This is a genomic window from Mucilaginibacter sp. BGA-UO-ETr-C110, assembly GCF_059567985.1.
The window spans coordinates 612,281-636,505 of the sequence record NZ_JCAQPB010000002.1; the positions used below are offsets into that span (position 1 = coordinate 612,281).

General features: G+C 42.8%; 18 protein-coding genes. 2 read left to right on the forward strand and 16 right to left on the reverse strand.

The genetic code is table 11. The features are described 5' to 3' along the window. Positions 1 to 91: 91 nt before the first annotated feature. Together AC57BQ_RS04015 and AC57BQ_RS04020 are read right to left on the reverse strand one after the other, a co-directional pair. Positions 92 to 1,474 (reverse strand): MFS transporter, encoded by a 1,383-nt coding sequence (locus AC57BQ_RS04015; protein ID WP_496405038.1) that lies wholly within the window; start codon positions 1,472 to 1,474, stop codon positions 92 to 94. 129 nt (positions 1,475 to 1,603) lie between these two features. Beyond that, complete coding sequence (locus AC57BQ_RS04020; RefSeq protein ID WP_496405039.1) at positions 1,604 to 2,524, reverse strand: ThuA domain-containing protein; 921 nt, start codon at positions 2,522 to 2,524, stop codon at positions 1,604 to 1,606. A gap of 347 nt (positions 2,525 to 2,871) precedes the next feature. Between AC57BQ_RS04020 and AC57BQ_RS04025 the strand changes: the two genes are divergently transcribed. Continuing rightward, positions 2,872 to 4,368: a flavin monoamine oxidase family protein gene (locus AC57BQ_RS04025; protein WP_496405040.1), complete on the forward strand. Its 1,497-nt coding sequence runs from the start codon at positions 2,872 to 2,874 to the stop codon at positions 4,366 to 4,368. A 101-nt stretch (positions 4,369 to 4,469) separates the two neighbouring features. After that, a complete protein-coding gene (locus AC57BQ_RS04030) occupies positions 4,470 to 5,444 on the forward strand; it encodes a purple acid phosphatase family protein (protein ID WP_496405041.1) in 975 nt (324 codons plus the stop codon). A gap of 257 nt (positions 5,445 to 5,701) precedes the next feature. Here the strand turns inward: AC57BQ_RS04030 and AC57BQ_RS04035 are convergent, their stop codons facing one another. From AC57BQ_RS04035 to AC57BQ_RS04100, 14 genes are all read right to left on the reverse strand, one after another. Continuing rightward, positions 5,702 to 6,088, reverse strand: a complete 387-nt coding sequence (locus tag AC57BQ_RS04035; protein WP_496405042.1) for a DMT family transporter — start codon at positions 6,086 to 6,088, stop codon at positions 5,702 to 5,704. A 12-nt stretch (positions 6,089 to 6,100) separates the two neighbouring features. Further along, on the reverse strand, positions 6,101 to 7,057 hold the full coding sequence (locus AC57BQ_RS04040) for a sterol desaturase family protein (protein WP_496405043.1): 957 nt from the start codon (positions 7,055 to 7,057) through the stop codon (positions 6,101 to 6,103). 110 nt (positions 7,058 to 7,167) lie between these two features. Continuing rightward, complete coding sequence (locus AC57BQ_RS04045; RefSeq protein ID WP_496405044.1) at positions 7,168 to 7,971, reverse strand: SDR family oxidoreductase; 804 nt, start codon at positions 7,969 to 7,971, stop codon at positions 7,168 to 7,170. Positions 7,972 to 8,088: 117 nt separating this feature from the next. Further along, positions 8,089 to 9,432, reverse strand: a complete 1,344-nt coding sequence (locus tag AC57BQ_RS04050; protein ID WP_496405045.1) for an aminotransferase class III-fold pyridoxal phosphate-dependent enzyme — start codon at positions 9,430 to 9,432, stop codon at positions 8,089 to 8,091. Between the two features lie 13 nt (positions 9,433 to 9,445). Further along, complete coding sequence (locus tag AC57BQ_RS04055) at positions 9,446 to 10,384, reverse strand: transketolase family protein (RefSeq protein WP_496405046.1); 939 nt, start codon at positions 10,382 to 10,384, stop codon at positions 9,446 to 9,448. Between the two features lie 4 nt (positions 10,385 to 10,388). Continuing rightward, positions 10,389 to 11,252, reverse strand: a complete 864-nt coding sequence (locus AC57BQ_RS04060; RefSeq protein ID WP_496405047.1) for a transketolase — start codon at positions 11,250 to 11,252, stop codon at positions 10,389 to 10,391. 19 nt (positions 11,253 to 11,271) lie between these two features. Next, positions 11,272 to 12,087, reverse strand: coding sequence for a cytidylyltransferase domain-containing protein (locus AC57BQ_RS04065; RefSeq protein WP_496405048.1), 816 nt, complete (start codon positions 12,085 to 12,087; stop codon positions 11,272 to 11,274). A gap of 90 nt (positions 12,088 to 12,177) precedes the next feature. After that, positions 12,178 to 13,230, reverse strand: coding sequence for a hypothetical protein (locus AC57BQ_RS04070; RefSeq protein WP_496405049.1), 1,053 nt, complete (start codon positions 13,228 to 13,230; stop codon positions 12,178 to 12,180). A gap of 225 nt (positions 13,231 to 13,455) precedes the next feature. Further along, the gene (locus AC57BQ_RS04075; RefSeq protein WP_496405050.1) at positions 13,456 to 14,256 is read right to left on the reverse strand and encodes a phosphatidylinositol-specific phospholipase C/glycerophosphodiester phosphodiesterase family protein; all 801 of its coding nucleotides are present in this window, start codon (positions 14,254 to 14,256) and stop codon (positions 13,456 to 13,458) included. 273 nt (positions 14,257 to 14,529) lie between these two features. Next, positions 14,530 to 15,570 carry a WG repeat-containing protein gene (locus AC57BQ_RS04080; protein ID WP_496405051.1) on the reverse strand — a complete coding sequence of 347 codons (1,041 nt, stop codon included), beginning with the start codon at positions 15,568 to 15,570 and terminating at the stop codon, positions 14,530 to 14,532. A gap of 240 nt (positions 15,571 to 15,810) precedes the next feature. After that, complete coding sequence (locus AC57BQ_RS04085) at positions 15,811 to 17,427, reverse strand: RagB/SusD family nutrient uptake outer membrane protein (RefSeq protein WP_496405052.1); 1,617 nt, start codon at positions 17,425 to 17,427, stop codon at positions 15,811 to 15,813. A 20-nt stretch (positions 17,428 to 17,447) separates the two neighbouring features. After that, on the reverse strand, positions 17,448 to 20,474 hold the full coding sequence (locus tag AC57BQ_RS04090) for a SusC/RagA family TonB-linked outer membrane protein (RefSeq protein WP_496405053.1): 3,027 nt from the start codon (positions 20,472 to 20,474) through the stop codon (positions 17,448 to 17,450). A 479-nt stretch (positions 20,475 to 20,953) separates the two neighbouring features. Beyond that, the gene (locus AC57BQ_RS04095) at positions 20,954 to 23,506 is read right to left on the reverse strand and encodes a hypothetical protein (RefSeq protein ID WP_496405054.1); all 2,553 of its coding nucleotides are present in this window, start codon (positions 23,504 to 23,506) and stop codon (positions 20,954 to 20,956) included. 334 nt (positions 23,507 to 23,840) lie between these two features. Further along, positions 23,841 to 24,044: a hypothetical protein gene (locus AC57BQ_RS04100; RefSeq protein ID WP_496405055.1), complete on the reverse strand. Its 204-nt coding sequence runs from the start codon at positions 24,042 to 24,044 to the stop codon at positions 23,841 to 23,843. Between the last annotated feature and the right edge of the window lie 181 nt (positions 24,045 to 24,225).

The window sequence follows — 24,225 nt, forward strand, 5'->3', positions numbered from 1 at the left end:
TGATGAGATTGCTTCGTCGTTCCTCCTCGCAATGACATGATTTTGATTATTGTTTATTCCTCGGCGCAGCGATGCCGGGCTGAGCCTTCTGCTACTTATTTATCTTCAGATACCGATAAATCAACAAAAGAATACAAATTATAGCCGCTGCCGAAATAAGGGAGCTTACCGTTATGGCATGTACTATAGCTTCGGGGCCGCCATTGGTCATGGCGCCAAATACAGCTACGCCCATGGCGCCGGCTGCTTGCCGGGTGGTATTTAACACGGCTGATGCCGTACCCGAACGTGTTTTGGCTACGGTAGATAATATACCGGTGGTCATGGCGGGTACGGCAAGGCCCATGCCCAGGGGGATAATGATAAAAGGGAAAAATAGCTGCCAGTACGGTGTATGAGCATGGGCGATGAGCAGGCCCGCATAACCGATAGCGCCAATGCTGAGCCCGGTGATAATGGGTACCCGTGTACCATATTTGGCCATGAGCCTGCCACTGATGAGGTTGGAGATGATGAATCCCGCAGTAAGCGGTAAAAAGGCTAACCCCGCGGTGAGGGAGGGGTAATGAAGCACATTTTGCAGGTACAGGCTCAGCACAAACACGGTTCCATAATAGGTGGCATTCAATATGATGCCCTGTAGTACCAGCACATTAAAAACCGGCGACTTAAACAGATCCAGCGGAAGGATAGGGGATCTGGCTTTTCGTTCTATCCGCAGAAAAATAATAAACATGATGGCGCTGAAAATAAGCGCCCCGTAGATGATGGGGTTGTTAAAACCCAGGTAGTGCAGCTCGATAATGGCCGCGATAAGTGCCGTAAGGGCCAGCATCCAGGTAAACTGACCGGGAATATCAAAACCTTTATTGGCGTGTTTTTCGCTTTCGGTGAGTTTAACGCTGAGCAGGATACCGATCAGGCAGATGGGTACATTCACAAAAAATATCATCCGCCAGTTGCTCACATGCATCAGCAGACCGCCCAGGATGGGCCCGGCGGCTATGGATACGCCACCGGCGGCTGTCCACCAGGCTACGGCTTTGCTGCGCTGGGTAGCCTCGTGGGCAAAACTCTGGTTTAGGATGGATAGGGAGCTGGGGATCATGGCTGCTGCACCAACACCCTGCAGCACGCGGAAAACGATCAGACTAAATGGGTTCCATGCAAAACCACAGCCTGCAGAGGCTATGCCAAATACTAACAGACCAAATTGAAAAAGCCGTTTCGATCCCAACAGATCGCTCATGCCGCCTGCCGAAAGCATCAGCACCGCGAAAGCTATGGTATAGGCATCAACAATCCACTGCAGTTCGCTGATATCAGCCTTAAACGAGGTGGAGATCTGAGGCAGTGCGATGTTCACAATGGATACATCCAGCTGTGATACTACAAAGGCCAGGCTGGTGGTGCCCACTATAAAAATAAAGGGTGATTTTGTTTGGTGCCCGCTGCTTACCGCCGTCTCTGCCATGGTCTGTAGATGTTGATTTACAACACAAAGATACCTGCTCCAAAAACATTACAGTTCGGTTTAAAATGAAATGTGAAATTCATATCGAATATGAATAACTATTTTTATTGGTTTTTTATAAGATCTTTCTTATTTCAAATCAAGCGGCGCCATGCTTACCGCTGTAGCAGAAGGGAAGTTTTTTGGTACAGGATAAGTTACTTTGCCGCTTCCAAGCCACTCAACCGCCCTGATCATGGTGGTTTGGAAACCTATGCAGCGATAGCCGGGTGGATAGGTGTCACCTTTCCACAAATGCCCCATGCTTGATATATAAACCTTTCCCTTGCCATATTTCACTACCCATTCCACCGGCCAATTGATGCCGGTCAGCGGGTCTTTGGCGTAGGAGAGCACCGTAAGGTTTTGTGCCGGGCCACGTGCAAAGCGGTATAGTTCAACATCGGGTGTAAGCCATTGTTTAGGGTACAATCTGTTGATAGGATGCTGATTCAATACGCTAATGAGCAGGTTACTTCTGTCGTTATGATAGGTATCCTGGCCCTGGCCTGGTGGTATGCTGTCTATTTTGCCTAATGAATCAACCGTGAGCGCGTAACCAAAGCTTTTTGATCGCCAGCCTAATCCTATCATTTTGTTATACTCGGCCCAATCGGGGTAAGCATTATTAGCGGAGTGCAGGATATACAGACCACCGCCATTTTTAACATAGTTTTCCAGTTCATGCTGCACGCTTAAAGGCCATTTTAGCTTCGGATTCTGGATGTTGTTGGTATTTTGTATAACTACATCATATTTTTTAAAGTTGGGTTTCCAGCTTGATTGAACGGTGGAATCCTGCAGATTTACCGGTATAGTGGAAACTGTTATCTGGAATAGGCCCGATCCATCCAATATTTGCTTCACCATTTTTGTTGTCTGTTTCCAGTCGTGATTACTGAAACCATCAACAATAAGCACCTGGATGATTTTTTTAGGGTGATTTTTTGCACATACCACCGAGCACAATAAGCAGCAAGTAATGAGCAGGCTATATTTAAGATATTTCATTAAATTAATTTGTGGCATAAAGATAGGATAAGCTGCGTAGGTATGGTATAGGAACGAAACCCAAAGTATAAGTAATTGCTTTTCGCCTTGTAAATATTGTGTTATAAAGCCCTTGTAAGTATATTTAACGTGAGTTCGGGAGAAGGTGGGAATTGTAATATCAACAAAAAGCAGTTGTCATTTCGAACGAGGTACGAGGAGAAATCTTTTTCGCGTGATAAGTCTGGCGTAAAAGATTTCTCCTCACGCCAGCACGTTGTCCAGCGCTGTTTGTCGAAATGACATGGCTTATTTTTCCCGAACTCATGTTGTTTAACCTTATCCCCAATCAGACTAAAAACAAGAGAATGACTAATATCAAACGAAGGGTATTTATCAAAGGCACTTTGCTGGCCGGTGCCGGTACTATTTTAACGCTGCAGATCATCCGGGCAGCGGAGGAAAACAGTGTAAGCACAAGATGCAATGGTGAGCAGGCAGCGAGCGGCAAAAAAGTTATTGTAGCGGGCGCGGGGATAACCGGGCTATGCTGTGCTTATGAGTTGATGAAAGCGGGGCATGAGGTGGTGGTACTGGAAGCCAGCGGCCGATATGGCGGGCATGTATTTACTGGTCGTGATGGTTTATCTGATGGTCTGTACGCCGATTATGGGGCCGATCATATCACCAAGCCGGGTTACGAACGTTTTTTTGAATATGTGGAGGAATTTAAGCTCAAAGCTATCCCGTATCCACATGCCGAAGGCTCAGAGGCCGCGCCCGATAACCATACCCTCAAAATGATCGACGGTAAATTTTATACGCCCGAAATGATGAAAGACCCGGCGGTGCTGGCCAAATTCGGATTTAACGAAAAGGAGATCAAATTTCTGTCGGAAAACCCGATGTATGCCCTGAGCGATTTCTACCTGAAACCGTACTTGAGCAAGTTTACCGACCCTTACCAGCCCTATGGTATTGGTTATGATGATTACGACCAGATAGCCATTGCCGCGATCTATAAAAAGGAAGGTGCTTCGGCGGGCGCGCTCCGGTTTTTGGGAGGAAGCACGACCAATGCGCTATACGCACTCTGGCGATCTGCCATCATGAAATCCCGGGGGATCCCGGCATCAGAAGGGGATACCTATCACTTAAAAGATGGTAACGAGCAGCTGCCTATGGCTTTTGCCAAACGTCTGGGTGCAAGGGTTAAACTTAATCATCCGGTTACGGCCATTAAGCATGATAGTACAGGGGTAACGGTTTCCTACAAGGCTTATGGCACTGCCCAGTTTCAGGAAATGAAGGCCGATTTTTTGGTGAACTGCATCACCCTGCCCATATTTAAAACTATCCCGGTTAGTCCGCCGCTATCCCCGGCTAAGCAGTATGTGGTTAACCGCATGGGTTATTCCTCGCATCCTTTTTATGTGTTCGAGGCCAGTTCTAAATTCTGGCTCGATGACGGGTTTAAAACTATCAATATGGAGTTTGAGCACCCTGATATTTCCTCTATATGGGAAGAAACCAACGAGGTAGATACCCAAAGAGTGATTCTGAAAGCCTTTGGCCCGGGTGGCATATCGCCCGAACGTGTTCTGGCGGCTTTCAGGGCTGTGTACCCCGGTAAGCATGATACGATAGAACAGGCTTTAACTTTCGACTGGACGAAGGATAGATTTGCCCCGGCCTGCGAAATGCAGCCTTTCCCGATAGGCACCATGCGTAAGTTTTGGCCACAGATAATGCTGCCCGAGGGGCGCATCTATTTTGCAGGCACTTATGCCGATAATATGAGCCGGGGGATGGAATCCTGTATCCGTTCGGCACAGCGGGTGGCGCAGGAAATTGGCAAGCTTTGACTTTACAATTTATTAAACATTTCTTATCCTTTTACAATCCGCTTTCTTTAATATCTTAGGCACCTTAAAACCGGTATTTAACCAACGGTTTTGCCTGACATATGAAACGCAGAGAATTTGTAAAAAACGCCACGCTTACCGCTCTTGGAGCTTCGCTGATTGGTCCATTAGAGGCTTTTGCAGAAGAAAGGGTTACGCACCTGGGCAGTGATGACGTATCGCCCCGGGCGGCGCTGGCCGATGACTTTAAGCTGCACTTTTTGGCCGTTGGTGACTGGGGCCGCAACGGCGAATATGATCAGGCCGAAGTAGCCAAACAAATGGGTCAATGGGCCACCACGCATCCTAATGACTTTGTGGTTTCGGTAGGTGATAACTTTTATCCCAAAGGCATCATCAGCGAAATGGATCCGCAGATCCATTACTCTTTTGAAAATATTTATACCGCGCACTCCCTGCAATGTGATTGGTACCCCATTTTAGGCAACCATGATTACCTGACCGATCCCGACGCGCAGATCCGCTATAGCAAAGTAAGTCGCCGGTGGAACATGCCCGCCCGTTACTATTCCAAAGAAGTTTCCTTAGGTAAAGATAAAGGCAGCGCCTTGTTGGTGATGATAGATACCGACCCTATGCTGCATGAACATTTGAAGGATTATGTGAGCACCCAAATGGATTGGCTGCGTAAAACATTGAAAGATGCATCGGCCGATGTGAAATGGAAAATAGTGATTGGTCACCACCCATATTATACGGTGGGGCCGCGGATCAACAACTTTGATACTTTAACCGTGCGGAAAATATTACCGCAGATATTTGAAGAGCATAAGGTCGATGTTTACCTGGCGGGCCACGATCATTCCCTGCAACACCTCAAACCCGAAGGATTTACCCACCAGTTTATTTCGGGCGCGGGTTCGGAGCTTACCCCGGTAACCGCCGGTATTGCCTACAGTAAATTCCAGGCTTCAGAGCATGGTTTCATGTCGTTCTCGGTAAATGCCAGCAAGCTCAATGTAAAAGCCATTAACCAGGTTGGTAAGGTGATATACGAAACGGAATTGAGTAAGTAGTTTTTAGTCGATGGTCTATAGTCCATGGTCCATGGTCAAAAGGCCCGGCCACCATGGTTCGACGGGTTCACCATGACACCCTATTTTAACGTTAAGAACTAAAAAACAACCGTGTCATTGCGAGCGGTAGCGTGGCAATCTCCTCGTGTTTATGTATGCGACGAGATTGCTTCGTCGTTCCTCCTCGCAATGACATGGTTTTTATTTCCAGTCCTTATTCCCTTGTTCCCAAAATCCTTCCAATCCCTAGTCCTCTCCTAAGGTACCTGGTTAATATGCGATACAGAGAATTTTAAACCCATGATACCAATCATGATGAGGGAGATAAAGAAAACCTCCACCCAGGTGATGGTTTTGTTGAAGAAGGCCATTTCGGCTATTTTGATAAATACCAGTGTAGCGGCGGTCCAGATGGCGTATGCGGTGGCTGTAGAGAGCTCTTTGATGGCCAGGGAGAAGAAGTATACATTACACACACCAAACAGGATATAGCCCAGCAATGGCGCCAATAACGGGAAGCTTACATCAACCCGGTAAAAGTTTTGCCAGGTGAGCAGTTTAAGATCGCTTAGTTTAAAGTATTTTACCGAAAACGTCCACGCGGTTTCAAATACTGCTGCTATGATAATGTATATCCAGGCCAAAGGGTTATCGGTTTATTGCAGAATTTCTTCTTGCGGGTGAGTGGTTATGGTTGTGTTGATTGTTTCCGGTTGATGTATTGTATCGGTTTTAGAATGCTGTTTTTTCCAGGGTGATAGCAACAAAGATAAAATAGCCGGGCGTAAGTTATAATAACGCTCAAACCATTTATATTTCAACAGCTTGTTTTCGTCAAAACGCTTGACAGAAAAGGCGTGTTGTAAAAAATAGTCTTTGGGATACTCATAGCCTAATCCCCAGTTTTCGCGCTCGTTACCTGGCGGGTGTCCCGGATCGTAAGCTGAGCCAAACAGGTGGTCCCAGATGGAAAACTTGGTAGCAAAGTTGGCATGGAAAACTTCCTGATAGTTGGCATGGTGCCACAAATGCAGCTCGGGTGTGTTGAGGATATATTTGAGCTTACCCAGTTTTACATTCACATTGGCGTGGATGAACATACCGAACATGGCATCCAGCAGGGCCTTGATGGGTATTACAGCCGGATCGGCACCTAATAAAATAATAGGTGCGAATTCAATGGTTTGGTTAATGATGATTTCGATGATGTGCGAGCGCGAGCCGGATAAAAAATCAACCTCCTTGCCTGAGTGGTGCGCCTCATGTGTACGCCAAAGGAACTTGCTGCGGTGCTGCAGCCGGTGAAACAGGTAAATGTACAGATCATGCGTCACCAGGAAAAACAATACCTGCACGGCTATTGGCCAATGGGTTACAAACTGAAAGGCCGACCAATCAAAATGATGCTGAACGGGCGCGATGATATAATCAAATATCAGGATCTTTAAAAAATAGCTTTGTATCAGGGTATACCAAACCAGGTCGATCCAAAAACCTTCCCTGAAAAATTTTAATCCTTTACGATAGGGCGATACCCGTTCCCCGGTAATAATGAATATTACCCACAAAACCAGTATCGTAGTGGTAACGGTAAGTAGTTTTTCCTGTGGCATTGTTTTTAGTTAGTATCAAGTAGTTAGTATCAAGTATCAGGTACCAGGATATCGTTTATAGACAATTTTCAAAAGTCTCGATACTTGATACTAGCTACTTGATACTAAAGTTATATCGCTGTCCATCCGCCGTCAACCACCAGGTTGGCGCCGGTCATGTAGGCGGAGGCATCGCTGGCTAAAAATATCAGCGCGCCCTGGTAATCGTTGGCTTTTGCCATGCGGCCTAATAATGTTTTGGCCGAATAGTTCTCAACAAAAAAATCATTCTGGTTGTTCTCTACACCACCCGGCGAAAGCGTATTTACCCGCACGCCTTTATTACCCCAATACGAGGCCAGGAAACGGGTGAAGTTAATCACCGCGCCCTTGGTTACCGGGTAGGCGGCAGATTTATAAAAATCCTGTTCGCCCTGCGCGTTTTTGTATATCGATTGATCGGGTCCTACCATACCATAGGTAGAAGCGACGTTGATAATACTGCCCGAACGTTGATCTGCCATCACGGTACCAAACACCTGCGAGCACAGGAACACGCCGGTCACGTTTACATTCAGCGATTGCTGAAATGCGGCGAGCGGATAATTCTCAAATGCCGAGAGCTCTTTGGCCATAGCCGGGTTCTCGAACATATCGTTAATAGCGGCGTTATTCACCAGTATATCGATGCTGCCGTAACGGGTGGTGATCTTGTCGCGGGCAACTTCCAGAGAGTGTTTGCTGGTTACGTCGATCTTTAGTCCACCGTGCTGCTCGCCCAGGTTGGCGGCAAAGGCTTCTACCTTTTTCTCGTCCATATCGGCAGCTACCACGTTTGCTCCGGCCATAGCCAGTGCTTCGCAATGCTTTTGCCCGATAAGGCCCAGCGCCCCGGTCACGATAGCCGTTTTTCCCTGTAATGAAAATAGTTCCATATACTTCATAATGAGAGTCAGGAATTAAGAGTCAAGAATCAAGAGAGAAGATAAAACCTTTGTTGGCTACCGGTTATTGTTCTTCGCTTTTTTGTTTTCTTGACTCTTGATTCTATTTTATAGTGCCGCGGTTTTTGGCTTAATATTATAATTGCTCACCTTACGGAAAACAGCCTCCAAAACTTCGCCTTTTAAATAGCTTTTTACGTCGCCGCTTACAATGGCGTCTTTAACCAGTTGTAACACGTCGCGGTAAGCTAAAAGGGTATAGTCAATATCTTCGGAAGTATGGCTGAAGCACATGTTATGGAAGCCGGCCCAAAGGATACCGCGCTTGATCATTTCCTGCTGCATCAGCGTTTTTAACTCCAGCGCGTTACCTGCCTCGGGAGTAAAGGTTACCATGCTGCGACAGTTATAACCTATGCAGCGGGTATATTGATCCATTCCCAACGATATAGCGATCTGGTTATAGCCATCTTTTAGCAAAGCACCATGCTGATCAAGGTATTGCGGTACATTCTTATCACGGAGCTCGTTGATAGTGGCTATACAAGCTGCTAATGATAAAGCTTCGCCGCCAAAGGTAGTATAGCTGAATACTTCAGAGTTAAACAACTCCATCACATCCGCGCGACCGGTAAGCAAGGCTATAGGCATGCCATTGGCACAAGCTTTAGAGAATACGGCCAGATCGGCCTTAACATTAAAATATTCCTGCGCACCGCCCAGGGCAATACGGAAGCCTGTCCACATTTCATCAAAAATAAGCAGGGTGCCATTTTCACGGCATACTTCGGCTAATTCCTGTAAAAAGCCCGGTTTGGGTGCTTCAAAGATGAAAGGCTCCAATATCAGGGCAGCTACGCTTTCGTCTAAGGCTGCTTTTATCGATTCGATATCGTTGTATTCAAAAGTGTAGGTAAGGTCCTGTATGGCGCCGGGAATACCTGCATTGCGACTGGTAATACCGATGTACCAGTCGTGCCAGCCGTGGTAACCACAGCAAAACACTTTGTCGCGGCCAGTAAATGCACGGGCTACACGAATAGCGGCAGAGCAAACATCAGCACCTGTTTTGGCTATTTTAACAGCTTCGGCATTCGGGATCACTTGCTGTACCAGTTCTGATAATTCCACTTCCAGTGGGTGCATTAGCGAAAAGGTGATACCATCATTCAGTTGTGCGCGGATAGCGTCATCAACGGCGGGGTAGGCGTAGCCTAAGGAGATAGGGCCAATAGCCGAGTTATAGTCGATATATTCATTTCCGTCGGCATCCCAAACGTGCGATCCTTTACCTTTTACCAGGTATTTGGGGGCTACGCCTTTGCTAAACTGACCCGGACCTTTAGCCAGAGTTTGGGTAACCGGTTTTTGAACTTTTAAAGCACGCTCGTATATTTTGTCCGACTCGGTGATGTCGGGATAGTTGTTGCTTAACTGTATTTTATTAGCCATGGTCAAATCTTTTTTATTCTGAAAACTCTGGGGTTAATATAGAAGGTTGTGAGTACCCGGTTTGGTAGCCTAATATCCTTTCGGCTATTTGCTTGCCGGAGAAACCTTCGTTTTGTAATACATCGGGTAATAATGCCGGTCTGAACCATCTTTCCTTTAAAGCGATAGGCATTACTTTGGCGGTGGTTTGATATTGTAATAGTACTTCGGCTACAATGGTGTATAGACCGCCGGTCAGGAAATGATCTTCGAGGGTAACTATGAGGTTGCTGCTGGCAGCTACTTGCAGTATGATAGCTTCATCAACCGGTTTTAGGCTGCGCATGTTCACCAGGCCAACTGATAGGCCTTCATTTTGTAATACTTCCACAGCGATAAGCGCCTGTTCAAACATTAACCCATAGGTTAAAATGGTAACATCGCTACCTGAAGAGATCACCTCGGCTTTGCCTAATTCAAAAGGCTCATGCACGTGGCTGGTTTTGCGGGTGTTAATGCGGGTATAGGCCGGGTTGGGCGATCTCCAGATCTCGGGCAGCATTTTTACAAGGTCATCCTCATCAGCAGGAGCAAAAACGGTTAGATTGGGGATGCCCCGCATAATAGAAATATCTTCGATAGCCTGGTGGGTAGGCCCGTTGGCATCTGATAAAAAACCGGGGATGAAGCCGCTTAGCTTTGCCGGTAAATTGGCAATGCCCAGGTCGGTACGTACAAATTCAAAAGCGCGCATGGTTAAAAACGCGGCTAAGGCGTGCACCACCGGGATGCGTCCGCGAAGGGCCAAACCAGCTGATGCGCCGATCATTGTTTGCTCGGTAATGCCGGTATCAATAAAACGTTTACCCAAAATGGTTGGCAGGTTACGCACCAGTGCACGGTTTTCGGCTGTCATCACTACTACCTGTTCATCGTTCAGGGCCGTTTCGGTTAATAATTCTTCGTAGGTCATGGGCTTATCTGACAATTAAAGTTTCTGATGTTAATGAGGTGGTATGTTCACCATGCAATTCCAGTAAAAGCTGCTCAACTTCGTCGGCCGAGAAATTGCAGAACCAGCGATCGGCGCGTTCCTGGATGCTGGGCAGACCTTTACCGCGCACGGTATCGGCTATAACCACATTGAGCTTGCCTTGTTGAAAAGGGTAGGCGCTGAAGGCTTCATGTAGTTCAGGATAACTATGCCCGTTGATACGTTTCACCGCCGCACCAAATGATTCAAATTTTTGTACCAAAGGCTCCAACGGTATCAGATCTTCCGTACGCATATTGGCCTGAAAATGGTTACGGTCAATCACAAAGATCAGGTTATCCAAACCATAGGCATTGGCCACCAGCACGGCTTCCCAGCAGGTGCCTTCATTGAGTTCGCCATCACCCATGATGCAGATCACTTTGTTGTTGCTGCCGCTGATTTTAAGATCCATAGCAACACCTATGGCAACCGAAGGCAAATGCCCCAGCGAGCCTGAATGAAATTCGACTCCCGAGATATGGGTGTTGGGGTGCCAGTAAATATGATCGTCAATAGAAAGATGTTTTTCTAATCGCTCCTTTTCCAGGAAGCCCAATTCAACCAGTGTACCATATAAAGCCGGCACATCATGGCCTTTGGACAAGAAAAGGTAATCGCGATTGGCATCTTTTAAGTTCGCGGGTGTAAGGTTCAGGAATTCGCTGTACAGGTAAACGATCATATCAACGGCCGATAAAGAGGCTCCGGTAAAGCAGCCGCCTGCTGTTGACATGCGCACAATATGTTCACGCACTTTTAGCGCTATAGCCTGTAGTTCCTGTTCGCTATGTTTTGTGTTTTCCACGGGTAAATAATTATTTAATTTAAATATTTATGGTGTTAACCGGCACCTGTTTGGTTTGCTCCGGTTGTATGGTTTTTAACTCGTTTAAATGATTGCGGTACCAGTTTACACCCGCGTAACCGGCATTGATCTGGTAGATCTCCGGCTTACGATCCAGCAGATCCAGTATATCAGCACAGGAGAAGTTTTTGTTTACAGGGTACAATTCCTCAAATACCCTTTTTATAAAAAGATAGTCTTCCTGGTAATCAATGGTAAAACGGTGCGACATGGAATAATCCAAACCGGTTTCCCAGCTCAGATTACCGATGCTGAACAACTGCGGATTTTCCCAGATATAAGGTGTGGTATGCTCCAATTCCAGGCTTTTAGTGGCATTTTCCCAAACCTGTTTTAAACAGGCCATGGTCATTATCTCTACGTCGTTACCATCGGGCCAGGTAGCCGGGTGCAGGTTGCTTACATAATCATGCGCAACGGTATGTTCAAAAAAGTAAGCAATCACCCGGTCAATGATCTGGGGGTCTATCAGTGGGCAATCCGAAGGGATTTTCAATACTGCATCGGCATTGTGCAACAAGGCTGCCTGGTAATGCCGATCAAGCAGGTTGTTTTGATCGCCCCGGTAGCAGGGTATGTTCAGCGCGCGGGCTTCCTGTTCAATAACGTCGTCCTCGGCATTAACCGATGTGGCTATCACCAGTGTGGCCTCGTGTTGCATCATCTGCAGGCGCTCTATCATCATGGCCAGTATGGTTTTACCCAAAACGGGCAGCATCACCTTGCCGGGTAAACGGGTTGATGCCATACGGGCCTGTACGATGATAACTACCATTTTTTAATTAGTGAATTAGTGATTTAGTGAATTTTTCATTTGTGTTTATTCCAAAAATCCTTGCTCTTTGCTCTCCCAATCCTTGCTCCCTTAATAATTAGCTACTAATTGTTCGGTATAAAAAGTGACGCCTTGTGTATTTAAAGCTTTTTGTACATCAAAATTTTCGGATATGCCCTTGTGGTTAGTATAAGCCCGGCACACCTGCGCTATTTTTTGTGCGGAGATACCACCGTTTTGAATAGGCGCCAGTTTTTTAAGCTCATCCACATCAAACCATGAATGCACCTTTTTACCTAATGCTATACCGGTATATACCACTGTTGAATATTGCGTGATCAGTTCGCTGCAATTAGCGATCATATGATTGGTATTTCCCGATTTGAAGATCATAGCATCTGCAGGGGCATGTTCCCGGATCTCCTTTTCGGCACGATCCGCGTTCTCGTTTGGGTGCAACTTGAAGAGCAAAGGCCTGCCATTGGCTATTTTTACAGCACTTTTAATAAAAGCGGGCCGGTTTTCGAAACGATAGGTTTCGCGCATATCGGTGGTGGCCACCATTACATAATTACGATGCGGGAAATCGTTATCCAGAAATTGTTCCAGGTTGTCGTAATTAGGCATGCCGGTAACGGCGATCTTATTACTGCTGGTGCCGTTTTTAATAAAGTACTGACGGTAACCTAATGATGCTGAACAGTAAACGTCGCAAACATTTGATGAGCCGTTCAATGAGGTGTTGCCGCATAAAAAAGTAGGCAGCTTCAATATTTTTACCAGTTTACTCACCAACGTATATTTATCAACCATGCCTTCCTGCACCCATACTGTTTTGGTTTTACGCATGCGGCTGGGCACCAGTATATCTGAGCAAAAGACTACCAGATCATAATGGTTTAATCGTGCGCCATAATCAATTTGTAATCCGTGCTGATGAAGGTATTTTTCGGAGTTTGTACGATAGTAGTTTGAGAGTATCGTGCCGTTGAGCAACGAAGTATGATTAATAAATAAGTTTAATATATAGCTGTCTGTAAATAGCTGACTAAACCAGCAATCAAACTCGGGCAGTTCGTTTGCTATCTGATGCATTTGTGATGTTTGGTTTACAGAACCGGTAATAAACAGTATTTTCTGCATTTATAGTTTGATGACTAATTGTTAAGGCAAATGTTTTCTGTTATGGTATGCTTAACTTAACTGATATAAATATTTTATAATAAATTATACATCATATATTAAAACCATCACAATGGATTAAAAGTATGGCTGTTACTTTTATATAATGCTAATTTAAGGTTATGAAATAGTTAATTATGTATTAGGGTAATTTTAACTTAACACATTCAAGACTAATGATTTATATTATTTCGCATTCGCCGAAAAAGCCACCCGCCTGGTCAGGAAATTTTTAAGCTCCGGAAGTTTATCCGTATTGATCAGATCAACACCACAGTCAAGCAATTCATTCCAAACCGCTGGATTTTCGGGTGATGCCCATAACCGTACTTTTTTACCGAACCTGTGTGCCATGCTTACATATTTACACAAACGCGCCTTTTGTAAAACCGGGAAAGTACCGCTGCCATTCCAATTCACCAACCTGGAGTATTTACAGCTTGCTGTACGGTAAATGTTTGTTGATGAGGTGTCCTGTTGAACCTTCATCAGGTCTTCGTCAATAAAGGCCAAACGGTTTTGTTGGTTTTTCAGGATATCAAATGGCTTGTTACCGGTTATCACGATCGTGATCTGGCGCTGAACAAATACACCATCCTCGTAGCCTGAAAGTATGCTTTTATATTTTTCGAGCACTGCTGAAAGCACCTCGTATGTTTTGGCCGCGTTTGATTTAATATCGATCATCAGTGTAATGGGATAAACAATGCGGGATTCTTGCCCGTTTGAGCCATTGATACAACTGGCCAGCGGATCCAGGTAAAGGCGTTCCAGTGTTCGGTGCCTTCTAAAAAGCGGCAGTAAATGAGCTACAACTAATTTCCCCTTTCGTAAATAAATATCAGCTTCTATATGGGTATACCCATTATCCAGGGCATCATACAACGGTCGTTTATGCCAATAATCATTATGGGCAAAAGCGTTGGCGAGCGGGACATTTTGGGAGTAGGAGTTAAAGGCAGTAAATACCAGGAGAACTAAGAACAATAATTTTAGGTGCTTTAGGCAAAAGCTTGCTGCTTGCATCATTAATTGTTTTGTTGCACAAAGCTACCTGTTGAATGTGTTTTAAATATTAGCACACAGTTAACAAATTTTTTATTGATGTTAAGGTTTTGTGAAGCGGAGTAAGGGTTTTTGGAGCAAAGAGCAAGGATAGAGAGCAAAGAACAAGGACTTTAGGAACAAAGACAAGGCTGAAACTCAACACAGATAAAAAATCACTAAATCACTAATTCAATAATTTCCATGGATCTCCTGCTATTCGTTTATATAAACTTCGCCGCTTCTGATGTTTCCATAACAGGTACTGCCTTTTAGCGTTTTAATAATAACATAATCTTCATCCATTTTTTCAACCCCCGAATCAATAATTGAAGCATATATTGGCATTATTTTTTCTTTGCCTCCTGCTAATGCAGCACCCCATAAGCCGTCCTTAATCAATATCCAACAAAGCAGCCGTCCCTTTTTATTGATTTTATACAATGGTTTAATTTCATCATACAAAAATGGGGTTTGCAACCTCATGCCTCTTTCCAGTTTTCTATTAATAGCAGTGTAAGAAGCCAGTCCTTTTTTGCCAGTACTCAATGATTTTATTTTAATAAGGAGATCATCATATTTGTTGGGAAATAATAATGAATCAATTTTGCAGCCAAATAACCGGACTGTATCTGAATATTCCAGTTTACCGGCATCAAATTTTTTCAAATTATAATAGCTTGTATCGCCTCGTTTTTTTAGCAAGGTGTAGGTATAATTAATTACAATATTATCTGAAGGTGGCCGCGATATATCCATTACCACGGCATCGTCACGGCTGTAGGAGGGTTGCGCTCGCTTTTTGCCGTTTTCATCTATATATTCGCTTACCTTATTTTTATAAACAATAAAATAGATCTGCTGCTCATGCTGAGTGTAGGAGTAATTAACAGAATCATATACAGGCTTTACCAATATGGCCCCTGTTTTTCGGTTAGCTATGCCCTCTTTATGTTGGAGGGAAATTTTCACAAACGGGTCGCCAAGATATTTTATACTATCATATACACAGGGTATTACCAGCGTTCCGGCACTATTGATCAGTCCCGTCTTTCCCTTTTTTACAATAGCTGTGGCATCCTTATTTTCATGGTCGTGAAAAAAGTCAATTTTTTCGTAACCAGGTTGTAGTATTATTTCCTTTTTATCATTAATAACGCCCCAACTGTTGTGAGCATCAGCGAAAGGATAAACCGCCTGGGCAAATAAAATATCTATGTTGCTTATAAAAAACAGGAATAAAAGCAGGTACCGCATATTTTGTGTTTATGATTGGAAGTGTATTGGTTTATAAATATAAGAATGATTGAGATATTACTTGTATTTCAAAATATATATCAGATCATATGATCATAGGCTTCCAATAATGAAGATGCGGAATTAGGTAGGAAATACTTTTGTGAGAAAAGTATAATAAGTAAACCTGAAAGGTTTTTTTATAGCGTATAGGTGTATAAAAAAGCAGCTGGCGTATACCAGCTGCTTTTTATAAAAGTATTAATAACCCGGATTCTGAACCAGGTTAGGATTGGTTTTTAACTCGGTTGATGGGATAGGGTACAACCTGCGGGTTGGGTCGGTGTTCATTTTCAGATCATCTGTTTTTCCACCAGCTACTGGTAGTGGATATTCTTTTTCAAACAAGCCAAAACGGATCAGGTCATTACGGCGCCATGCTTCCCATGAAAGCTCACGTGCACGCTCATCTAACAAACCATCCAAATCAATTGATGAAGCAGCCTGTGCGTGGGCACGTGTACGTAATTTATTTACCAGTGTAAGCGGAACTTGTAATTCGCCATTTACGGTAGTTGGCGTGGCTCCGCGTAATATAGCCTCGGCTTTCATCAGTAACACATCAGCTAAACGAAATACCGGTACGTCGTTACTGTTTAAACGGGTTGCCTGGATAATATTAACATCAGGGTAGTATTTGATCGATCTTACACCTTCTGATTGTGAGGTAACTATATCGTTGCCCAAATCCATTGGTTTTAATCCGGTAAGGGTTAATGTAGGTATAAGGTTGATTTGTTTAGTGGCGTTTGGTGACGGATAATAAACCGGTTGATTAGTAAAGCCGCCATTGCCATCAGGATAAAATTGTGGACCTGCCAACCATGTTTTGGTACGGTCATCTCCAGGGATGTTAAAGCGGTTATAAAACTCAGGAGTAGTGCTCATGGCAATACTTAAACCTACGTTAAAACCATATGCTTGTGCCAGGTAATAAAAGAAGCCGAAACGAGTAAACTGATTGCCCGGTATTTGCTGGTCATAAGGTACTGCAAATATGGTTTCATTGATTAACGGACCGTTGGTTGGTAAAAATATGTCACGGTATTTGGCATCCAGATAATAGTTGGTATTGGCCTGTACGCTATCGCACATGGTTACGGTTTCCTGGTAGCGGTTGGTTCCGGTGTATACGCCAGCGTTCAGATACATCTTTGCCAATAAGGCAAATACCATTCCCTTAGTTGGGCGGCCATATTGCGATACGTTTGTGGTAGCATTGCTGCTTTTGGCCGGCAATAAAGGTAAAACAGCTTTTAACTCACTTTCAATAAAGGCATATACTTTGGCACGTGGCTGTGTTGCCGGTTGTACGGTTACCGGGAAATCGGTAATGATAGGCACATTACCATACAGGTCCATCATAAAATAAAGATAAAGGGCGCGCATGGCCTTAACTTCGGCAATGGAAGATGCTTTTTTTGCAGCTGATGATGACGAACTATTGATAACGCTCATGATGCGGTTACAGGTGTTTATACCACCAAAACCCCATTGCCATACACCTATTACGTTAGGATGATCAAAAGTCCAGGTATGGTAATGTAATTGGCGGTATTGGCCACCATCGTCAAAGTTGCCGTCACGTGCAGGTAAAATGGCTTCATCTGTTGACATATCCTGCATACGCCAGTAAGGTACGGCGTAGCTTGATGACAGGTTAGAATAAATGGTACCCAATAATGCGGTATAATCGGCATCGGTTACGGGAAAGTTTGATTTTACGTACTGCGACTCCACGGGTACATTTAATTTTGTACAAGAGAATGTGCCTATCGTCACAACTATAGCGGCACATATGATGAATATCTTTTTCATTTTTGTTTGTTTAACTGTTATTAAAATGATGCGGTTAGGCCTAAGCTGAACGTGCGTGTTTTAGGATAAAAATTCCTGTTATCAATACCAGGGGTTAAGCCGCCCATGTCAACTTCCGGGTCAACACCGCGGTATTTGGTAATAATGAAAATGTTATTACCCGAGGCATAAAAACGCAAGCTTTTAAATGCCTGGATGTGCGGCTTAATGGTATAACCAATAGTAGCATTATCCAAACGCAGGTATGAACCGCTTTCCAGAAAACGATCCGAGATCAGGTAAGCATTGATATCCTTAAACGATTCGCCTAAAGTAAATCTTGGAATGTTTTGCAGTTTGGAGTCGGCAGGGTTATTTAAACCGGCAAGTGTCGCGTTTAAAATTTTGTTGCCATACACGCCACGAACCAGGAAGTTAAAGTCGAAGTTTTTATAGAAGAAGCTATTGCTCCAGCCGTAAATCAATTTTGGTTGCGCATCGTATTTAATGAACTGATCGGTAGTAAGCGGTTGCGCGGCGGTTGTTGATCCGTCGGCTTTTTGGTAGGTACTCACACCGTTTGAGTTTTTACCCAGGTAGTGCCACAGGTCAAAAGTACCAACAGCATAACCCGGTTGAATAATCTGGCTGTAGTTGCCCGACTGACCTTTACCGCCTAACTGGGCAGTTTGAATGTATGGAAGAACCAGGCCACCCTGTGATAAACTTTGTACCACGTTTTTATTATGTGAAAAATTTAGTGAGGTGCGCCAGGTAAAAGCTCCCGATTTTACAGGTATGGCATTTAACACAACTTCAACACCGCTATTTTTCATTTTACCTACGTTTGCCGTTAAAAGCGGATAAAAATATTGAGTAGTTGATACCTGGAGGGTAGTGATCAGATCAGAGGTTTTCTTGATATAATAATCAACAGAGCCAGTAATGCGATTGTTAAGTATACCAAAATCCAAACCAATGTTGGTAGTGGCAGTACTTTCCCATTTCAGATTTGGGTTGTCATTACGTACAGGGCCAATAGGGTTAACTATATTACCATTGCTTAAAAACTTGCCGCCACCTGGAGGTACGCCGTAAATGAGCTGTGCGGTAAAGGCGTCGAACCCTGCGCTATTACCAGATACGCCATAACCAGCCCTTAATTTCAAGTCGCTGACAACCGGAACGGATTTCATAAAATCTTCGCTGATGATCTTCCACCCGGCAGAAGCCGCAGGGAAATAACCATGACGAACGTTTAAACCGAAACCCGAAGATCCGTCTTCCCTTAATGAGGCCTGCAGCAAATACTTATCATTAAATTGATATTGTGCACGGGCATAAAAAGATATTAACCTTAAAGTAGAAATATAGGTTGGCGGGGTAGTGCCATTTATATTGTAACTTGGATTAAAAATAATTTGTGAAAGCTGGGTAGGATTGGAGAATGCCAAATAATTATAAGTTAAAGCATCGTTTGAAAACCCTTGGGTTTGTACCCCAAAGCCGTCACCGTTACGGTCCTGCTGGTAAGAGTAACCACCTAATAATTTTAAAGAGTGCTTACCAAAAATACGATCATAGTTAAAATACGCCTCAACTACGTTACTGGTATTGGTATAAGCACTGCGCGCGGCTACGCCACCGGCGTTAACATATATGCCCGACTGGCTGGTAGAGTAGGTATTAACGTTGTTTTGTTCTTTTTGGGTTGATCCTGATAAGGTGAATTTTAAACCGTTTAAGATATCAACCGAAGCAAAACCATTGATCAGGGTTTTGTTGTTTTCCGTTTTGATAAAGTTATTGTTAATTAACGATAAAGGGTTCAACGGCCCGCTGCCTGTACGGGTATAGTTTTCTTTATAAGTACCATCGGGATTAAAAGGACCCACCGTTGGTAAATAGAACAAAATACCCGATAATACCTGGCTTTGGAATATATCGTTGTTTTTGGTGGCGCTATTAGTAAGCGTGATACCTAATTTTAAACGGTCATTAAAAAAACGTTGGTTGATATAACCTTTATAAATAGTACGCTCCAGGCTGGTGTTTTTTAATATACCATTATTTTTCATGTAGTTTACGCTTGCTCCGTATTCTGAATTGGTGCCTGCACCGCCATAAGAAAGGTTATGGTTTTGCGAATAGCCCGTCCTTTCGGCTAATTTTTGCCAGTTGGTATTTGAACCATCGTCATCGGCGACACTCAGCTTAGGTACACCGTTATCGGTTAAATATTTGCGCAGCTCATCGCCGGTAAGTACATCAATATTTTTTGATACATTTTCAACAGCGCCATAGGCACTATAGGCCAACCTGGTTTGGCCGGTTTTAGCCTTACGGGTGGTAACAATAATTACACCGTTTGCCGCGCGCGAACCGTATATAGCTGTTGATGATGCATCTTTTAATACGTCGATGCTTTCAATATCGGCAGGAGCTAAAAGATCTATTGAAGCGCCTGGCACACCATCAATGACATAAAATGGCTCCGTAGCACCGTCGCGTAATGTTGACGGTCCTCTTAATGTAGTTGAGGGTTTTTTGTTGGGGTCACCGCTTTTGGTAATGTTTAAGCCGGCTACCTTACCTTGTAATAACTCGGCAGGAGTGGTTAATACGCCCGCGTTAAAATCTTCGGCCTTTACCGATGTTATAGCGCCGGTAACATCTTTACGGCTGGATGTACCGTAACCAATAACTACCACATCTTTCAACTGTTTGGTATCAGTTACAAGAGTAATATTGAACGATGCCCTATCACCTACAGTAACCTCTTTTGGTACCGAACCCAGGAAGGTGAATTTTAAAACGTCGTCTGGGCCGCCAACTGTAACGGAATAACCACCATTACTGTTGGTAGTAGTTGCTTTGCCGGTGCTTTTAACAGTTACCACAACACCAGGTAATGGTGTGTTGGTTTCGTCGGTTACGGTTCCTTTTACAAGCCTGCCGGTTTGTGAAAAAGCTTGTAGCGCGGTAAGTAATATTGCGCAGGCAATGAGTAAACCATGCCTGGATAAATGATGTGTTTTCTGGAAAAAACAGTGGTAAATTTTTTTCATAATGTGTGTTTTGGACAATTAATTAAACTAAACTCAGGAATCGCATTTTTCCGCTGCAAAGGAATGATGCGCATGTTAGGAAATCATCAAGTGAACATTAGCTTTTTCATTTAGGTTGAAATGAGTGATTTGGTTAATTGGTGTTGTTTTTTGTATTAATTTATTGATTTACAAGATTTTAATATACAAAAAAGATTAGTTAAACCATAAATTGGTTATATGGGAAAAACTAATTATTAAAATTAGTTTAATATCTCTTAAACAACTTTAAAAAGGTAATAAATGGGTTTATTGCCTGCAGTTGGACCTTATTAATTTAGTAAGTTTATTATTGGTTTATAACGTAATAGTTAAAGAAATAACCGTTATAATGGTTTAAAAATAGGTTTTAATTAATTGATTTGGCAGACAAGCAAATTACTTAAACGTTTTTGTTTAAAAGTAATTGATGATTGAACTCAATTCGTCCTGTTGCCTTATTAATTAGAAAAATCGTGATTGGAGAATATTTCGGGACTTAAGCCGCATTCGCGTAGAGCTCTGGAGTTGCTGTAAGCCAGTTGTTTATAAAAAGGCTCGTCCTGATTTACAATAATGGGGTTGCTTATCACCAGGTTTATGGTAAATATCTTTGAAAACTTGTTCCCTGATTTTTCTGTGGCCTGGTTTAAATATTTAAAATATCCCGGGATGGAATTGTATTCATTGTTAAGAACAGCCTTTTTAATTTTAAGACTGTAAAACGCCAGTTTCATGTATGGGGTAAACGAATTTTCTTTTGTTTTAAACAGCTCAGAAACATGATCGTGAATAGTTTTAAGCTCCTTTACCCTGCCTAATAAAAAGTACGAATCGGCCAGTAGTATTTTTAAAAAGAAATTATAGCCCGTGGCTTCCATTGAATCTTTAGAATGCACCTTTTGGAGCGCATTAATGTACCTGAGCATTTTCCTGGGTTTCTGGCATATTAAAAGGGTGTAGCCAGCTAATAAGTAAACAAGATCATTCCCCTGGCTGTAACGCAGGTTCCCGGTTTGTTTTGGCGGATTAAAATAAAAGCGGGTAATGGTAACAAAGAAGTCTTTTTTTATAATGCCATACCTAAAAAAGTAATATATGGTATTAAGGCACTCTAATGGACTTATGGTAAACTCCTGGTAATCCTCATGCGAAAAAACGTTGAGCTTTATCAAATAAGCCTCCAGCGAAGACAGATCTAATTGCAGTACAGATATAATAGCCAGGGCGCTATAGGTCAGGATCTTTTTGTAATTAGATAGTTCGAATTTTAACAGCGATTGTAAAGTTTTTTTGTAATCGGGGGTTATCAGTTCCAGCCCAAGAAAGTAATAAAACAAACCATCACTGCAATCTTGCTTAAAGTAATTGGCCATGACGCCTGTATTGTTTTGAACTAGGTGAGCTTTATTAAGCAGATCTCCCAGAAAAACAACCAGGTCTGACCTTTCCCTGGGATTAAGATCGGCTTTGGAAAGTGCCGAAAAGTTTTCTTGCTGCCCGTTTTTCATCGCATGCATAACGCACCACTTAATGATGGGTACTTTAATCTCGTTGTTAGAAAATAACAGGTTAATAGCTTTTATCAGGTTTCCGTCAAAAGTGTTGTTATTGTCGTACAATAATTTATTGGCTATGGCCAGTTCTAAAAAATTATTGTTCCCGAATTGAACGTAAGTATTAAATTGAGCATCATTGCTTGTATTGGTCTCTTTTAAAAAACCAATACTTAATAACTCTTTATAAGCCTGATTATACTGGCTGAACAGATCATTTACCCTTAATTTATCCACATCATATTCCCGCCTCCTAAAATCCATGTTTTCGATGAGCCCTTTTAACAACAGGGCTTTATCTGCAGCGTGGTGCCCCAGGTAAATTTTATTAAATATAAAATTGGAGATCAGATCGTATATGGAAGTATGATCAATATTATTAAGCGAAAAGTTGTCCTTGTGTTGTTTATAGTAAAACTGGAAGTAAAGCGGGTGATTAAAGCTGTTGGCAACCTCGGCCGGTATTAGCGTTTGCATTTCCGGATTAATGTTGAGGCACAGCTCTTTTATTTCCTGTAAATTGAAGAGCGGTACGTTGCTGTTTAATTGCGGATCGGTTATCGTACCAATAAACCATTTGGGGTGATCTGGATCCAGCACATGCCGGTTGTTGATCCAGTTTGACGACCGCATGGTTAAAACCATCTTGAACCATTTGTGCGACTGATAAAATGAAAAAATGTCCATTAACTGGTCAAGTAACAATTGAAACCAGTTGTTTTTAAACATGTGTTCATCCAGGCCATCAATAATAAGGTAAAAGTTACCCTCCTTGTGCTTATTGTCGTCAAGCAGAGAAATAATATCCTCTTCAAGTGTATAGCCTAATAAGGCCAACAGCCAGTCGTTAAAATCCTTCCCGCTTATCAAAACATTCATTAAGGCGTTGCTGCTGAAAAACAGGATGATATCATTGCTGCCCGAAGTAATATTCAGCGCCAGTCTTTCGTCTACCCAATGGCACAGGGCTATAGTTTTGCCATAAGAGGGAGGAGCAAGTAAAACTGTTGCCGCGTAGTCGCCTTTTAAAAATTCATCAAAATGTTTTTCAAGAAAGTTTCTTTTGATGCTCTGATTAAACGGAATGCCTGATTTATTTTTTAAGGCCTGCAGCGTAAAATTAGTGATCTTGGCTGCTTTTTGACTCAGCGAATCCCAATCAACATTTTTGTGGTTACTGTTAGTATGCTGTTTGTCCTGTTTTTTACAAAAGTCGTCCCAACCATTATATCCACAGTAATTTGATAATACATCAATGGTAAATAACGATGGCTTGAATTTGCTTAGCGCGAAGCCATAGATCCGTTTTAAAGTAGTCTCGCTTACAGTATGGCTCGTTTTGTCACTTATCCGGGCCGAAAGTGTTTTACAATCACTTGCCTGGATGCGGGTAAGGTGTGAGTTTTCTAAAACATACGATTTTAATAATTCAAATAGCTGCGATGAAAAGGCTGTCATATTATTAAAAAGTATCGGGCATATGGCTTTTAATGAACGTTTTATTGATAATCAAAACACCATCACCCTACATTATAAGTTTTAGTTGATCAGTAGGTTAATTATAAGTTTATGAATGTATGTAATTTTATAGCCTAACATTTTATTTCTGCTCTTAATGAACGAAATGAATGTTTTCATTGATTTTATTCATTTTTGCCGCTAAATGAACAATTATCCGGGACATATTTATTCATAAATTACTGTTCGGGGGCGATACAGTTGTTGTGCAGATGATCGGACCGGTTGCCTATAGGTTAATTTATGGCCAATAGGGTGTTTTTGCATCTGTTTGTTATAAAAGTGAAAAAATAGATACCGCGCAAATTAACACATGGAAAATACCCATCACCAATAAATCTGATTGTTCATCGGTCAGGATGTTTCCCGGTGCTTTAATGCTTAGTTTTTTTAATTTCACATAGCCATAAATACCTGTTATGGCAGCTAAGATCACGGCAAGTGCCGCAACCTTGTCACTTGTAATGCTATTTATCATAAGTCGGTTTTTAGGTTAAAATCCGCTTGGTGGCTTATAATGGTTATGCATAGTTATGTATAAAGCTTACAAATGAGGTTTGTTTATTTTATTCATTATTATACAGTTGTTCACATTGTTCATTCTGTCAACTTCCCCTTCAAGCCAGTCTTTTGAGCTTAACTTTCCTATAGCTAAACCC

Excerpts from the sequence above, each read along its gene's own strand:
- AC57BQ_RS04015 (WP_496405038.1), bottom strand. The coding sequence starts at position 1,474 with ATGGCAGAGACGGCGGTAAGCAGCGGGCACCAAACAAAATCACCCTTT.
- AC57BQ_RS04020 (WP_496405039.1), bottom strand. The coding sequence starts at position 2,524 with ATGAAATATCTTAAATATAGCCTGCTCATTACTTGCTGCTTATTGTGC.
- AC57BQ_RS04025 (WP_496405040.1), top strand. The coding sequence starts at position 2,872 with ATGACTAATATCAAACGAAGGGTATTTATCAAAGGCACTTTGCTGGCC.
- AC57BQ_RS04030 (WP_496405041.1), top strand. The coding sequence starts at position 4,470 with ATGAAACGCAGAGAATTTGTAAAAAACGCCACGCTTACCGCTCTTGGA.
- AC57BQ_RS04040 (WP_496405043.1), bottom strand. The coding sequence starts at position 7,057 with ATGCCACAGGAAAAACTACTTACCGTTACCACTACGATACTGGTTTTG.
- AC57BQ_RS04045 (WP_496405044.1), bottom strand. The coding sequence starts at position 7,971 with ATGGAACTATTTTCATTACAGGGAAAAACGGCTATCGTGACCGGGGCG.
- AC57BQ_RS04050 (WP_496405045.1), bottom strand. The coding sequence starts at position 9,432 with ATGGCTAATAAAATACAGTTAAGCAACAACTATCCCGACATCACCGAG.
- AC57BQ_RS04055 (WP_496405046.1), bottom strand. The coding sequence starts at position 10,384 with ATGACCTACGAAGAATTATTAACCGAAACGGCCCTGAACGATGAACAG.
- AC57BQ_RS04065 (WP_496405048.1), bottom strand. The coding sequence starts at position 12,087 with ATGGTAGTTATCATCGTACAGGCCCGTATGGCATCAACCCGTTTACCC.
- AC57BQ_RS04070 (WP_496405049.1), bottom strand. The coding sequence starts at position 13,230 with ATGCAGAAAATACTGTTTATTACCGGTTCTGTAAACCAAACATCACAA.
- AC57BQ_RS04080 (WP_496405051.1), bottom strand. The coding sequence starts at position 15,570 with ATGCGGTACCTGCTTTTATTCCTGTTTTTTATAAGCAACATAGATATT.
- AC57BQ_RS04085 (WP_496405052.1), bottom strand. The coding sequence starts at position 17,427 with ATGAAAAAGATATTCATCATATGTGCCGCTATAGTTGTGACGATAGGC.
- AC57BQ_RS04090 (WP_496405053.1), bottom strand. The coding sequence starts at position 20,474 with ATGAAAAAAATTTACCACTGTTTTTTCCAGAAAACACATCATTTATCC.
- AC57BQ_RS04095 (WP_496405054.1), bottom strand. The coding sequence starts at position 23,506 with ATGACAGCCTTTTCATCGCAGCTATTTGAATTATTAAAATCGTATGTT.
- AC57BQ_RS04100 (WP_496405055.1), bottom strand. The coding sequence starts at position 24,044 with ATGATAAATAGCATTACAAGTGACAAGGTTGCGGCACTTGCCGTGATC.